The sequence below is a fragment of the Bacteroides faecalis genome (genome assembly GCF_003865075.1).
Classification (GTDB): Bacteria; Bacteroidota; Bacteroidia; order Bacteroidales; family Bacteroidaceae; genus Bacteroides; species Bacteroides faecalis.
Genome location: NZ_BHWB01000009.1, coordinates 103,879 through 119,423 on the forward strand (window position 1 = coordinate 103,879; position 15,545 = coordinate 119,423).

The 15,545-nt window shown below is 39.4% G+C and carries 7 protein-coding genes; 6 read left to right on the top strand and 1 reads right to left on the bottom strand.

Going from position 1 to position 15,545, the window contains the following annotated elements:
* The first annotated feature begins 32 nt into the window (after positions 1-32).
* The 5 genes from EJF25_RS15395 (at position 33) to EJF25_RS15415 (ending at position 13,662) form a co-directional block, all read left to right on the top strand.
* Positions 33-836, top strand: coding sequence for a M48 family metallopeptidase (locus EJF25_RS15395; protein ID WP_125041897.1), 804 nt, complete (start codon positions 33-35; stop codon positions 834-836).
* A 708-nt stretch (positions 837-1,544) separates the two neighbouring features.
* A complete protein-coding gene (locus EJF25_RS15400; RefSeq protein ID WP_125041898.1) occupies positions 1,545-5,294 on the top strand; it encodes an efflux RND transporter permease subunit in 3,750 nt (1,249 codons plus the stop codon).
* A gap of 25 nt (positions 5,295-5,319) precedes the next feature.
* Positions 5,320-6,771, top strand: coding sequence for a TolC family protein (locus EJF25_RS15405; protein ID WP_235016828.1), 1,452 nt, complete (start codon positions 5,320-5,322; stop codon positions 6,769-6,771).
* A complete protein-coding gene (locus EJF25_RS15410) occupies positions 6,768-8,411 on the top strand; it encodes an efflux RND transporter periplasmic adaptor subunit (protein WP_125041900.1) in 1,644 nt (547 codons plus the stop codon). The genes EJF25_RS15405 and EJF25_RS15410 overlap by 4 nt, the downstream gene beginning before the upstream one ends.
* 1,255 nt (positions 8,412-9,666) lie before the next feature.
* Positions 9,667-13,662 (top strand): hybrid sensor histidine kinase/response regulator transcription factor, encoded by a 3,996-nt coding sequence (locus EJF25_RS15415; RefSeq protein ID WP_125041901.1) that lies wholly within the window; start codon positions 9,667-9,669, stop codon positions 13,660-13,662.
* Between the two features lie 367 nt (positions 13,663-14,029).
* On the opposite strand, the gene EJF25_RS15420 is transcribed toward EJF25_RS15415, so the two are convergent.
* Positions 14,030-14,278 (bottom strand): hypothetical protein, encoded by a 249-nt coding sequence (locus EJF25_RS15420; RefSeq protein ID WP_235016827.1) that lies wholly within the window; start codon positions 14,276-14,278, stop codon positions 14,030-14,032.
* Positions 14,279-14,919: 641 nt separating this feature from the next.
* Between EJF25_RS15420 and EJF25_RS15430 the strand changes: the two genes are divergently transcribed.
* On the top strand, positions 14,920-15,534 hold the full coding sequence (locus EJF25_RS15430; RefSeq protein ID WP_007480251.1) for a TetR/AcrR family transcriptional regulator: 615 nt from the start codon (positions 14,920-14,922) through the stop codon (positions 15,532-15,534).
* Positions 15,535-15,545: the final 11 nt, after the last annotated feature.

Sequence of the window (15,545 nt, forward strand, 5' to 3'; positions counted from 1 at the left end):
AAAAAAATAAAAAAAATATTCAATACAAAAAGATGAAAAGAACAGTTATCAAATGCCTTGTCACACTGTGTTGCATGGCGTTTACTATGCCTGCTATGGCACAGTTCAATTTAAAAAAAGCTATTGGTGGTGCTGCCAAGGCTACCAAAGCCGTTACTCTTACAGATGAAGAAATGAGAGAGTATGTAAAAGAGTACATAGATTGGATGGACGAGCACAACCAAGTGTGCGCAGATGACAATGAATATACCATCCGTCTAAAAAGACTGACAGAAGGTTTGACCGATGTAGAGGGTATTCCTTTGAACTTCAAGGTTTATTATGTAATTGACGTGAATGCCTTTGCGTGTGCAGACGGGAGCATACGTGTATTCTCCTCACTGATGGATATCATGAGCGATGAAGAACTATTGGGTGTCATTGGTCATGAAGTAGGACACATCGCACACAAAGATTCCAAAAAAGGATTCCGTACAGCTCTACTCACCTCTGCACTGAAAGACGGCATTTCTTCACAGGGCGGTACTGCAGCTAAGCTAACCGACTCACAATTGGGCGATCTGGGTGAAGCTTTGGTAAACTCTACCTATTCACAAAAGCAAGAACGTGATGCCGATGATTACGGATATGAATTTCTACAAAAATCCGGTAAAAATCCATGGGCAATGGCTCTCTCTTTCCGTAAACTGAAGCAGATGCAAGATGAAGCCGGAGCCCAAAAGAACAACAAGTTGAACCAGTTGTTCTCGACCCATCCAGACCTAGATATCCGTATCAAACGTATGGAAGAGCGTGCCACTTCCGAAGGTATACAGTCCCCTACAGCGGCTAAATAACCTAATATAAAAAAATCACTTCAACAAAGTGAGATATCGTACGTTCTCACTCCTTATGTAAGTCGTATTACTTACCTGATTTTGCCCAATTCGTTTTTCAAGTTATCTAATTGAAAACAAAATTGGGCAATTTATATATCCAGAGAAATAGGATCCCTGCTTGAAGAAATGTAGATCTAAACAAAAGTGACTTATGAAAGAAATATCACTCATTGTTTATGTGCCATTTTGCTTTTTGACAATTTGTAACCTTAATGTTCCTCGAATCGTCTATTTTAGCCACTAATATAAAGCTAGTATCAATTCTTTATTCCACACGCATATACGTTTTTCATCTATCATGAAATACATCCCCCAAAGAACCTTTTAGATACATTATTATCACATTACACTTCATGTAAATAGTAAAATATCAAATTCAGTTTCCTTTTACTCATTCATATTTATCAGAAGAAACAGACAAAGTACTTTTATTTATAACCCATTAAAAAGGAATAAACATATTATTAATAATGGGATATCTCTTCAAGAAAAAAAACTCCTCCTTATCTATTTCATTGCCTGTTATTAATTTAGCCACCGAACTATCTTTAGTGTTTTTATAATATTCATGATGTTATAAAACAAGAATTAGAATCTTTTTGTTCTTTTAATAATAGGATGAAAAGATCCGACTTTTTATTTGTCAAATCCAAAAACAAAATAGAAATGATAAACAGACTTATACGTTATTTCCTGGAGAACAGGGTTATAACCGTTTTGTTATTGCTATTGGTCATAGCATGGGGAATTTCGACTGCTCCCTTCTCCTGGCATGGAGGCATCATTCCCCGTAATCCAATTCCGGTAGACGCTATCCCCGATATCGGAGATAACCAACAGATCGTTGCCACAGAATGGATGGGACGTTCACCCAAAGATATACAAGATCAAATTACATATCCGCTTACTACTTCTTTACTAGGAATTCCCGGAGTGAAAACAATCCGCAGTTCTTCCATGTTTGGAATGTCTTTTATATATATCATATTCGACGATGATATAGAGTTTTATTGGAGCCGTTCCCGTATTCTCGAAAAATTGAATTCACTACCTCCGGGAACCTTGCCCGAAGATGTGCAACCAACACTAGGACCGGATGCTACAGCTTTAGGACAGATATATTGGTATACGCTCGAAGGACGCGACCCTAAAACAGGGAAACCGACAGGAGGCTGGAATGCAGAAGAGTTACGTACCCTTCAGGACTTCTATGTAAAATACAGTCTTTCCGCAGCCGAAGGTGTATCCGAAGTGGCATCTGCCGGAGGATTCGTAAAAGAATACCAGATAGAACTGAATCCGGATGCAATGTATAGCTTTAATATATCGGTAATGGATGTAATGAATGCCGTACAAAAGAGTAATCTGGACATCGGAGCCGAGACAATGGAAGTAAACAAAGTGGAATATCTGATCCGCGGACTAGGTTATATAAAAAATGTAGCGGACATCGAAAATACTGTCGTAACCGTACGGGAAGGAATTCCGGTACGTATTTCTGATATTGCTTTCGTAAATATCGGTCCCGGAACCCGACGTGGCGGATTGGATAAAGAAGGAGTCGAGGCAGTAGGTGGAGTCGTTATTGCCCGCTACGGTTCCAATCCATTGGAAGTCATCAATAATGTAAAAGAGAAAATAAAAGAAATGGACGCCGGACTTCCACAAAAGACTTTAGCAGACGGAACGATTTCAAAAGTTACCGTTGTGCCATTCTATGACCGGACCGGACTGATTAAAGAAACGATTGGTACACTAGAAACAAGTCTTTCACACGAAATACTGATTTGTGTGATTGTAATCATTGTGTTGGTACTTAATCTACGTGCTTCTGTGGTTATTGCCAGTATGTTACCGATAGCCGTACTTGCTACTTTTATATTAATGAGATATACCGGTATTGAGGCAAATATCGTAGCTTTATCAGGAATTGCCATAGCTATCGGTGTAATGGTTGATGTCGGAGTGGTATTTGTAGAAAGTATCATACGTTATATGGAAATGCCGGTAAACCGGGGAATCAATAAAGGAAAAGAATTTGTACAGCTTATATACAAAGCAGTCAGTGAAGTATCCGGTGCCATTGCCACAGCAATGATCACCACAATTGTTAGTTTTCTACCTGTATTTGCCATGCAGGCACAGGAAGGAAAAATGTTTTCACCGCTTGCTTATACAAAAACATACGCATTAGCTTCCGCATTCGTATTGGGACTGATCTTATTACCCACCCTCTCATATATTTTGTTTTCTGTACGCATAAATTCGAAGTTAATACGCAAAGTACTAAATTATATACTCATTGTTGCCGGAATTGCATTACTGATAATTTATAATAGTATTCCTGCATTAGGACTGACTGCCGTAGGATTGAATAACCTGTTAGCTCATCGCTGGCTCAATCCGAAAATGGGTAACTATATCAATATAGGCATCACCCTGTTCATCGCTGTTTTCTATCTTTCAGAAGAATGGTTACCAATGGGACCTCAAAGAGGGTTACCTATAAATATCCTCTTTGTAGCAGGATGTATTGCATTTATCCTAGTATTGTTATGGTCACTGGTTATTTTCTATGAACGTATTCTTCGTTGGTGTCTGGCAAACCGTTGGAAATTCATGGCAATTCCTTTGATAACAGTTATTTGTGGATTTCTGATCTGGCGTAATACGGGAGAAGAATTCATGCCTAGTCTCAATGAAGGTTCTTTCTTGTTAATGCCTACAAGTATGCCGCATACAGGTATTGAGCAAAACCTGGATTATATTGAAAAGCTAGACAAGCGCTTGGCTGCCATTCCCGAAATAGAAACAGCTATCGGTAAATGGGGACGTGTAAATTCGGCTCTTGACCCTGCTCCTGTACAGATGTTCGAAAATACAATCAATTATCGACCTGAATATATCTTAGACGAGAATGGACATCGGGAACGTTTCAAAGTAAATCACAAAGGAGAATATCTATTAAAAAACGGCAATACATATAATCCTGCTGACGGTTTCCGTTTAATTCCGGCTGATAGTCTGATCCCGGATACACGAGGTGATTATTTTCGCCAATGGCGTCCGGAAATAAAAAACACAAATGATATCTGGCAGCAAATAGTGAATGTAACCCATTTACCCGGACTGACATCAGCACCCAAATTACAACCGATTGAAGCCCGACTGGTAATGCTTTCAACAGGAATGCGTGCAGCAATGGGAATAAAGGTGTATGGTCCGGACTTAGAAACTATCGAGAAAGGAGGAAAAGCTATTGAACAAGCATTGAAAGATGTACCATCAATTATCGCTTCATCAGTGTTCTATGACCGAGCAGTAGGTGCACCTTATTTAGAAATAAAATTGAATCGTGAAAATATGGCTCGTTACGGCGTTGCTATAGCTGATTTGCAAGAAGTATTGAGCGCTGCAGTTGGAGGAATGGCATTGACTCGCACTGTGGAAGGACGTGAACGTTTTCCTATCCGTTTGCGATATGCCCGCGAATTAAGAGATAATCCCGAAACATTGTCCATGCTACTCATTCCTACAGCTACAGGGGCACAAATTCCTTTGAAAGAGCTTGCCAGCATTGAATATTCCAGAGGTGCACAAATGATACAAAGTGAAAATACATTCTTAGTGGGATACGTAATCTTCGACAAACTTTCGGGAAAAGCGGAAGTAGATGTTGTGAAAGAAGCCAGTACTTTGCTCGAAAGTAAAGTAAAAAATGGAGAACTGGTTCTGCCAAAAGGTGTATCTTATAAATTTGCTGGTAACTATGAACAGCAACAACGAGCTACAGACAGGTTATTGATTGTTGTTCCGTTAGCACTACTCATTGTATTGCTGGTACTCTATTTCCAATTCAAAACAGTGACAGCCTCACTTATCCATTTTTCCGGGGTATTCGTGGCTTTTGCCGGTGGATTTATTCTATTATGGCTGTATGGACAACCCTGGTTCATGAATTTCAGTATTGCAGGTGAGAATATGCGTGACCTTTTCCAGATGCATCCCATCAACCTGAGTGTAGCAGTCTGGGTAGGTTTCATAGCTCTTTTCGGTGTAGCAACAGATGACGGTGTACTGATGGGAACTTATATCCATCAAGTCTTTATAGATCGACATCCCCGAACTAAACATGATATTAGAGAAGCTGTAGTAGAAGCCGGATTGAAACGTGTCCGCCCGGCTGCCATGACAACAGCCACTACATTAATTGCTTTATTACCGGTACTGACATCCACAGGAAAAGGAGCAGACATTATGGTTCCCATGGCCATACCGACTTTTGGAGGAATGCTGATACAGTCTATGACGATGTTCGTTGTTCCTGTTTTACAATGTTGGTGGCGTGAAGGAGCTGAAAAAAGAGCAGAAAAGAAACAACTAAAAATGATGGAGGAAGAAAAGAATGAGAACTAATTCAATCAAACAAATAATAGCAATTATGACCGTACCTTTATTGATGACGGATGTATTTGCCCAAGAATCAACAGATAGCCTCACCCATTATCTGGAACAGGCAGCCCGTAACAATCCTCAAATTAATTCTGATTTTATGCTTTACAAAGCTGCATTAGAAAAAATACCACAAGCAGGTGCATACCCTGATCCGGAACTGGAAATAGGCTTGTTCTTCAAACCAATGGAAACACTGATGGGAAAACAGGTTGCAGACTTTACTCTGATGCAAATGTTTCCATGGTTTGGAACCCGAAAAGCGGCACGTGGAGAAGCTACCGAAATGGCTCGCATGGCTTATGAAAAGTTCCGGGACAGCCGTAATACTCTTTGGTATGATGTGAAAACCCAATGGTATCAGCTTTGCAATTTGAAGGAACAGTATAAAACAACAGAAGCTAACATTGCATTGCTCCGCCAACTGGAACAACTAGCCCTGAACCGTTTTTCAGCATCTTCTGCACAAGGAGGAGCCTCAACCCCTACCCCTAACACTCCATCGAGTATTACTTCCGAAACGAACGGACCTGCTATTTCAACCAATGGAATGTCCGGCATGAATGGAATGACTGCTACCAAATCTGCAATATCCCCCAGTAGTAATATGTCTACTTCAAACTCAGGAATGTCCGGAATGGGATATAGTCCAATGGGACCGGCAACTGGAGGAATGTCAGACGTACTACGAATTCAAATGGAACGTGCAGAACTGGAAAATGACTTGGAAAATCTTCATTCTGCACGTATGGTGGCAGAAGCACAATTCAACGCTTTGCTTAATCGCCCTTCGGCAACTCCTGTCGTAGTGCCAGACTCTTTGGTACAACGCATAATCCAAATAGATGAGAAGATTTTGGTAGATAGTATATTTTCTAACAATCCTATGATTACAATGATTGAAGCAGAAGCAGAAGCCTATCGAGCCAAAGCAAAAATGGATCGGCGCATGAGTTATCCAATGATTGGTATCGGACTACAATATTCTTTGATCAACAAAATGGATCATCCCATCGGCATGGCTGACATGAATGGAAAAGACATGGTAATGCCAATGGTAAAAATAAGTCTGCCATTATTCCGTCGCAAATATAATGCACAGCAGCGGGAAAGCCGGAATTATTGGAAAGCCAGCGAGTATAAACGTGATAACGCACAAAATCAACTGGAAAGTGAGTATATCAACTTCCGACAACAATTGGAAGACGCTGGTCGTAAACTTAATTTATATACCCAGCAATATGCTTTATCCCTGTCCACCTGGCAACTGATGGTACGTGAGTTTTCTGCGGGTCGCCAGTCACTGACTGATGTCATACAAGTAGAACGTCAAATGCTAGACTACAGACTTAAGAAAAGCGAAGCTGTAGCAGCCTACAACACAAGCGTTGCAGGTTTAGAAAAATTAGTATCCACTTCTTTAAACACTGATAACAAATGAAAAAGATAAAGGAAATAATGCGTAAGAAGCAAATTACATATACTCTTTTTGCTTTGGGAGGAATATTTATCGGTTGGTTATTATTTAGCCGTCCAACCTCTTCTACCCATTTGCCGGAACAAACTATGACTCATGATCACGAAGGACACAGTCATGATCTGGAACAAGATGAAAGTGGGGTATGGACATGCTCTATGCATCCACAGATACGTATGGACAAACCTGGCAAATGTCCTATTTGTGCTATGGATCTAATTCCACTAAAGAAAAATTCCGGAGAAAATACTTCCGTTGATCCGTCAGCTATTCAACTATCTGACGAAGCTGCTGCTTTAGCAGACGTACAAACAACGCGTATAAGTCGGGAAAAACCGGTAAAGAAAGTACGACTGTATGGCAAAATTACTCCGGACGAACGTAGTTTGCAATCACAGACAGCTTATGTTGGAGGACGTATAGAAAAACTATTTATTGAGTTTACCGGCGAGGAAGTTCATAGTGGACAAACGTTAGCTACAATCTATTCGCCAGAGTTATTTACTGCCCAACAGGAATTATTGCAAGCTATCAGCATGAATCAACCTCAATTAATTCAGGCTGCTCGTGAAAAATTACGTCTCTGGAATATGACTAATGCACAAATTGATGCGGTACAACAGTCAGGCAAAGCCTCTCCCACAGTGGAAATAAAAGCAAACACAAGTGGCATCGTAACTGCCAAACGAGTAAATCGTGGTGATTATGTTTCACAAGGATCTGTATTATTTGACATAGCTAATCTCTCTCGTGTATGGGCCATGTTTGACGCATTTGAGGTAGACTTACCATTTCTCAGTAAAGGAGATGTTGTGGAATTCACTCTTCCAGCATTTCCCGGAAAGAAGTTCTCCGGAAAAATCTCATTTATCGACCCCATTATCAATGCTACCACTCGTACGGCACGTGTTCGCGTTGATGTTACCAACAACAGACAGGAACTAAAACCGGAAATGTATGCTACAGCCGAAGTGGATGCTCCGTTAAAAGGGTATAAAGATATGATTGTAGTACCACAAACGGCAATTTTATGGACAGGAAAACGTTCTATTGTGTATGTCCGGCAACCGAACACTTCAACCCCAACCTTCATGTTACGCGAAGTAGAACTGGGTCCTGCATTAGGTGGTGCATACGTAGTCATAAAGGGATTATCCGATGGTGAGGAGGTTGTTACAAATGGTGTATTTTCCATTGATGCCAGTGCACAACTGGAAGGTAAGACTTCTATGATGAATAGTAGTGATGACAATGCCCATCCAATGACCGGACACGAAGGTCACCACATGTCCGGAATGAATATGAACACAGAAAATAAGATAGCAGATACAGCTTCCAAACATGCAATGTTCAGTGTAAATGGTTCTTGTGATATGTGTAAGGAACGTATAGAAAAAGCAGCAATAAGTGTAGTCGGAGTTCAATCAGCCCACTGGGATAAAGAAAAGAAAATGGTACATCTACAATTCAATCCGAATAAGACTTCAGAAGACGCCATCAGTAAAGCCATAGCGAAAGCTGGTCATGATACGGATAAATATAAAGCTGATGATTCTGTATATAATCAATTACCCGGATGCTGTAAGTACAGGGATAAAGAATGAGCCCAAGAGCAAGAGCTTTAGAAACAAGCAATTACTGATATATTCTTTTGAATATTACTACCTATTTGCTATTCTATAACTAGTGAATTCTGAGAATCTAACCAATTTTAATTCTATAGTTTCTTTATATATATGCATCCTCCTTTTTCCTTTTAGTTATTTTAAAGGGAAAGAGGTTGATGTATAAAACAGCTTCCAACTTTTTAATCATAATATATTCTTAAACAAATAACAAAAGGTACGCAATAATTCCCCTAAAAGTAATTACACTAACCAGAACACAATCTTCTTTGAAATATTTTCTCATCAATTATATTCCTATAAATCAACAATTTATCTTTTACATCAACTTACTTTGACGCTTACTGCGAAGTATACCGATAAAAACTATGCCCTAATTTGGCTCCCAGAAACTAAAAACAATTTGTTATGCTTAAATCGATAGTTGTTTTATCAACTTACACATCTTTCGTATGTACACAGATACAGGCTTAAGAATCCAGATTAGCCATAACTAGTTTTTGACGGATAAAAACAGGAAATAAACTACAACATTCCCACAAATAGGAAAGAACCAAGAATAAACATTTTCATTGCTCTCATTTTTTAGGTTATTAATGCATGAACTCTTTCTTAATGACACCGCAATGTAATCAACCTCCCTCAGGCATACGGCAGGCAGTATCTTTAGTGCGATAAACACTAGATAAAGAGTGTTGTTCACCAACTATAATATCAAAACACTGTTAATCTGTCTGTTTTGCTGTATTGTCTGTTTTGAATATACTGAGAAAGAATCCTCCCATTACAGCACCCCACAAAGTGCTACTGAAAGGAAATAGTTTTAATTTATATGTTTCTTATTAAAACAATCTCACATCAAAATATCATACATTGGATAACATTCTTTATGAACTTAAAGAATATAACATAACTGCATTAAACAGGACATAGCTCATGAAGAAGACCTATTGAAAGTTGTCCGTTTCGAAACAAACGGATACCATACGATAACATTACAATAAAACTATAAATCAAAGGCAAATTATCTTTTATAAAATATTTGTAAACAGCAAATTGCGGTATTATTCTAAGTATACAGCCATTTATATAATTCTTCTTTCATTATTTTTTATTGCAAAACTTTCTAAAAGGAAAATATTGTTCTAATGAAATAAAATTCATTCATTTTGGTGGATATTTAAACAATATTTTATAATTTTGCAGATATGTTTTTGAATCTTTTGCGAGAAATATGAAAATATCTTTAGACATTAGACGAATTTTTCTTTTTACTGTCCTTTTCATCAGTAGTTCTGTAAGCAGGTGCCAAATTTATAAGTACATAGGACTGGAAGACGGTCTGAATAATCAAAAAATATACCATATCCAAAAAGACCAACGAGGATATATGTGGTTTCTGACCCAAGAGGGAATAGACCGTTATGACAGCAAACATATAAAGCATTACACCTTTTCAGACGACAACATGATGTTGGATTCACGAATTGCCTTAAACTGGCTCTATATGGACCACAAGAATGTATTATGGGTAATTGGCCAGAAAGGCCGTATTTTTAGGTATGATTCCCGGCATGATAAGTTCGAATTGGATTATGTACATCCGGAACTGCTCAGAAATAAATCGCAAGCCTTTCTGAATTACGGTTATTTGGATAAGAATGACCGCATCTGGCTATGTTATAAGGATAGTATTACTTGGTATAATACCCATACCGGAACGACATTGCATATGCCAATACCGGTCAACGGTGAAATAACTGCCATCGAGCAGACAGATGGCAATCATTTCTTTATCGGTACGGGAAGCGGTCTGTTTCGTGCCAAGATAGAAGAGGGAGAGTTAAAGCTGATTTCTGATAAAACTGTGGAAAGTATCACTGCACCTGTACATAAACTTTATTATCATGCAGTTTCACAACAGCTGTTTGTGGGAACCTACAAAGAGGGCATACTTATATATGATATGGGTGGAATAGGAAAAATCACTCCCTGTCAATCCCTCAATAATGTAGAGGTCAACCAAATTGTAGCTTTGAATGCTAATGAACTTCTAGTAGCCACAGGTGGAAAAGGTGTATATAAACTGGATGTAAATACCTGCGTGAGTGAGCCTTATATAACAGCTGATTATAGCAGTTATAACGGAATGAACGGAAACAACATCAATGATATCTATGTAGATGAAGAAGAACGCATCTGGCTTGCCAATTATCCTACCGGTATTACTATCCGCAACAACCGCTATGAAAGTTATGATTTGATAAAGCACTCTCTTGGCAATAAACGTTCATTGGTGAATGACCAGGTTCATGATGTGATAGAGGACAGTGACGGTGACCTCTGGTTCGCAACCAGTAACGGTATCAGTTTCTATCAGACTAAAACAAAAGAATGGCGTTCTTTCTTCAGTTCCTTTGATTCGGTACCAGATGATGAAAATCACATATTCTTAGCGCTGTGTGAAGTTTCTCCCGGTGTAATATGGGCTGGTGGCTTTATGTCTGGAATATGCAAGATAAAAAAGAAGGAAGGATTTAAAATTAGTTATCTTTCTCCTGCTGTTATGGCAGGAATACGGCCCGATCAATATATTTTTGACATTAAAAAAGACTCGTGCGGCGATATCTGGTCTGGCGGATATTATCATTTGAAACGCATCAACCCTGAAACTAAAAGTGTACGTTTATATCCGGGAGTAAGTTCTATCACTACCATTCAGGAAAAAGATGCCCGGCATATGTGGATTGGTACGCGGATGGGGCTCTATCAGCTTGAGAGGCAAACCGGAGTTTACCAATATATTGACCTGCCTATTGAGTCTCCTTATATATGCGCATTATATCAGAAAGAAGACAGTATTCTGTATATTGGTACCCGTGGAGCCGGACTTCTTGTTTATGACATTCATAAGAAGAAATTTATTCATCAGTACCGAAGTGACAACTGTGCATTGATTTCCGACAATATTTATACAATTCTTCCGCGTCATGACGGAAGTCTCCTGATGGGTACGGAGAATGGCATAACAATTTATTCACCTGAGGAACACTTCTTCCGTAACTGGACGCGGGAACAAGGATTGATGAGTGTCAATTTTAATGCAGGTGCTGCTACGCCCTATAACAAAAACGCGCTTGTTTTCGGTGGGAATGATGGTGCAATCAAGTTTCCGACAGACATACAAATACCGGAACCGCATTATTCACGTCTGTTACTGCGTGATTTTATGATAGCCTATCATCCTATTTATCCGGGTGATGAAGGATCACCTCTGGAGAAAGATATTGACGAAACTGAACGGCTGGAGCTAGCTTACGGACAAAACACGTTTTCCCTTGATGTAGTTTCCATTAATTATGATTATCCTTCCAACATTCTTTTTTCATGGAAACTAGACGGTTATCATAAAGAGTGGAGCCGTCCAAGCCCGGACAACCGGATTCTTATCAGAAAACTGCCACCTGGTAGTTATACGTTACAAATTCGTGCCGTATCCAATGAAGAGAAGTATAAAATCTATGAAACAAGGAGCATCCAGATTGTTATAACGCCTCCGGTATGGGCCAGTGTGTGGGCTATAGTGGGATATGCAATCCTGTTGATTCTGGTTATGGGTATCATATTCCGTATTATCATGTTGCATAAACAGAAAAAGGTGTCGGACGAGAAAACACAGTTCTTCATTAATACAGCCCATGACATACGTACGCCGCTTACATTAATAAAAGCTCCGTTGGAAGAAGTCGTAGAAAATCATATGGTGACCGAACAAGCGTTACCCCATGTAAATATGGCCCTTAAAAATGTGAATACATTACTTCAGTTGACGACCAACCTGATTAACTTCGAACGGATAGATGTTTACTCTTCCACTCTCTATGTTTCCGAGTATGAACTGAATACATTTATGAATGATGTTTGCGCCACTTTCCGTAAATTTGCTGAGATAAAACATGTCAGGTTTGTTTATGATAGTAATTTTGACTATCTGAATGTGTGGTTTGACAGTGACAAGATGGGATCTATTCTGAAGAATGTCCTGTCAAATGCATTGAAGTATACCCCTGAAGGTGGTAGCGTACACATTTATGCCTGTGAGGAAGGAAATTCTTGGAGCATCGAGGTGAAAGATACCGGAATCGGCATCCCCTCATGTGACCAGAAGAAATTGTTCAGGAATTGTTTTCGGAGTAGTAATGTCATTAACCTGAAAGTGACAGGTAGCGGAATCGGTCTGATGCTGGTATACAAACTGGTCAAGTTACATAAAGGCAAGATTCAGATTCAAAGTACTGAGCATCAAGGAACTTGTGTACAAATTACTTTCCCTAAAGGAAACAGCCATCTCCATAAAGCAAAATTCATTTCTCCCAAGGCATTGGATGAGTGTTCGGAGACTATTACACCTAGTGGTGATACTTTAGAACCACCATCCATGAAAATATCCCAGGTAAACGGCTCTTTACGACGCATCCTAATAGTGGAGGACAATGATGATTTACGCAATTATCTTGTTGATATGTTCAGAATGGAGTATAATATCCAGTCTTGCCCCAATGGGAAGGAGGCACTTATCATAATACGGGAATTTAACCCGGATCTCGTCATATCCGACATAATGATGCCCGAGATGGGCGGAGATGAACTCCGCTCAGTTATAAAAAGTAATCTTGAGATGTCCCATATTCCGGTCATTTTGCTGACTGCACTGAGCGATGAGAAAAACATGCTTGAAGGACTGGAAATCGGAGCGGATGCCTACATCTCGAAACCTTTCAGTGTGGGAATGCTCAAAGCAACGGTTAAGAATATACTTACAAATCGTGCTTTGCTCCGTCAAGTTTATAACAGCATCGAAGATGAGGAACAGAACCTTCCGGCCAATTGTACCAATACCTTGGACTGGAAATTCATAGCCTCTGTCAAAAAATGTATAGAGAACAACATGGAAAATTCGGACTTCAATGTAGACATGCTCAGTAGTCAGCATCACATGAGTCGTACTAGTTTCTTCAATAAATTAAAGGCATTGACCGGTTACGCTCCGGCTGATTATATCCGGATGATACGTTTACAACATGCCGCACAATTGCTGAAACAAGGCAAATATTCGATAACGGAGATTGCCGACATGATCGGATACTCGGATGCAAAATACTTTCGTGAAGTATTTAAGAAATATTACAATGTGAGTCCAAGCAAATTTAATAAAAGCTCAGAAGATTAATGGTTAATAAAAAACTACTGACGTAAAAATCAGCATTTTAAGCATATCATTCCTCCTCATTTCTAGTCTTCCCAGTTTTCCTGGCTGGAACGATGTGCAAGACATACCGTGATTTTTTAAGGAGTAGTTTAGCCAAGATACGTAGGGTCAATTCAGATGAGACTATAGGAGATATTCTACCTAATTCTTTCCAAAATCTTCAACGATATTTCCATCAATGGAATATTACACATGATTTTAGTCTTTGGTCTCCTCTTGCATATCCACTTAACACCGTTCGAGTCTTTCACGGTTGCAGGTGCCATATCTGTACAAGACAATTGGGGACATTTATCATTATGCTCGCGGAAATCTCAAACAGAGTACGCTATACGGGAGCATCCTTACCCAAGAAACGGTCCAGAACACTGCTGGCAGAAACTGATACATCCTCTATTTCCAGCTCACGCTGAATCTTCATTATCCTCAAGTGGATAGAGTCAAGATACAAATTAAATTCCTTGTACTCACGTTTCTTTTCCAAAGCCTCCCCTTTGCCATACTCCAAAACTCCAGAAGAATTGTCTTTTTTCACCGAGACATCCACACGAACCCCGTTCACTGTTATTCTCATCATTATCGGAGCTTCACCGTTCCCGATTTAATTTCGTCCTACGAATGTAGAACAATAGACAAAATGTTGTTTTATCCTCTTACTTGTTGTTTAATCACAGAACTAATTTTCCAAGAGCAACAAGTCAACAGACAAAACACTGATAAACAATAAATTATTAGCTAAATAGGTGTACCTTTCATTGGAGAAAATCAAGTACACCGAATTGTACACTGAAAGAATTCTTTGATATGCTTATTACTATGCACCAAAAATAAAAAATCCCCGTAAAGTGTTATTTTACAGGGATTTTCTTTATTTTACAATTCTTCAGCGGAGAGACAGGGTTTTGAACCTACAACTCTAACCGCTTATATTTCAGCTACTTCGCTTTCAAAATTTCAAATAGGTAACGAAACAGTAACGATTTTCAGATGTTGGGCTTGTCCAACTTTGACCGCTGTTTGTCTGCCTAACTTTCGGGTTCAAAGATACGGCTTTCTTTTGAAACTCGCAAATATCTGATAATAAATATTTTTGGGTTAGTGCAAGGTGCAAGCTATATATATAAATATATACTTGCACCTTGCACTAAAAAAAAGCACTGGGGTACAAATGGTTAAAACAAAATCCGTATCTTCGTAACCGATTAAAAACAAACGTGTATGATAATAACTAACCGTGAAGAAGTAATAGATAAAGCGTTCGGCGTATTTGTCAGGATGAACTACGAGAAAGCAAGCATCATCACGCTTGCCAAAGCCTGCGGGGTGACAAAAACGGGTATCGTTTATTATTTTCCGCACAAGTTGGATTTATTCATGGCTGTGGCGGACAAATACGTGTTGCAAATGCACGAACCGGAAAACAAGTTTGCCGCTCCTGCCGATACGTTGACGGAGTTCATCGGGCAATACGTGGCGGGAGTAGCCGCTTCCATGAAAAGGATTGTTGAACTGATTGGCGATAATAGCAGCCCGCATGATTGTAGTCCTAACTTCTACTACTTTCATTTCCTGTCACAAGTGCGCATGTACTATCCGGGTATCAGGCAGAAAATTGAGAAAATCTACCGACAAGACTATGACCTATGGGAGAAAGTCATACAGAAGGCAAAAGAAAGCGGGGAAATCAGGAGCAACACGGACGTGAAGAAAACGGCTATCTTGTTCCGGCAAATGTTTTTAGGACTGTCATACGAACAAGCATTTCTGAACGGTCTGAACGTGGACGAACTGGCAGAAAATTTTCGCCATATCTATTCGCTGCTTAAAGCCTGATACTCTTTTGT